Annotated in this window: 1 protein-coding gene; it reads left to right on the top strand. The window is 72.8% G+C overall.

From position 1 onward, the window contains the following. The coding region (locus V2J85_RS40615; RefSeq protein WP_330824392.1) for an acyltransferase family protein at window positions 1-460 on the top strand (460 nt) is incomplete at both ends.

Genomic DNA, 460 nt, shown 5'->3' with positions numbered 1-460 from the left:
GGGGCAGCTCGGCCGCCGTACAGTTTCCGACGGCCCACACCTGGCTGGCGTACGGCTGTCTCGGGGTGCAGGTCTTCTTCGTGATCAGCGGCTTCGTGATCTGCCTCAGCGGCTGGGGGCGCACGCCGCTCGCGTTCTTCGCCTCGCGCGCCTCGCGGCTGCTGCCCGCGTACTGGGCGGCGGTCGTGCTGGTGACGGCGGTGTTCGCGCTGCCGATGGTCGCGTACGAGGCCGTCTCCCCCAGCGACGCCCTGCTCAACCTGACGCTGTTGCAGCAGCCGCTGGGCGCGGACCGGGTGCTGGGGGTGTGCTGGACGCTCTGGGCCGAGGTGCGGTTCTACGCGCTGTTCGCCCTGTGCGTGGTGCTGCCGGGGGTGAACCGGCGCCGGGTGGTGCTGTTCTGCGCCGGGTGGACGCTGGCGGCGGCGCTCGCGCGGGCCTCGGGCGAACCGTTCCTGGA

It is taken from the genome of Streptomyces bugieae (assembly GCF_036352915.1).
Lineage (GTDB): Bacteria > Actinomycetota > Actinomycetes > Streptomycetales > Streptomycetaceae > Streptomyces > Streptomyces endophytica.
Note: the sequence above shows the minus strand (reverse complement) of the source record. Positions and strands in the feature narration are given on the sequence as shown.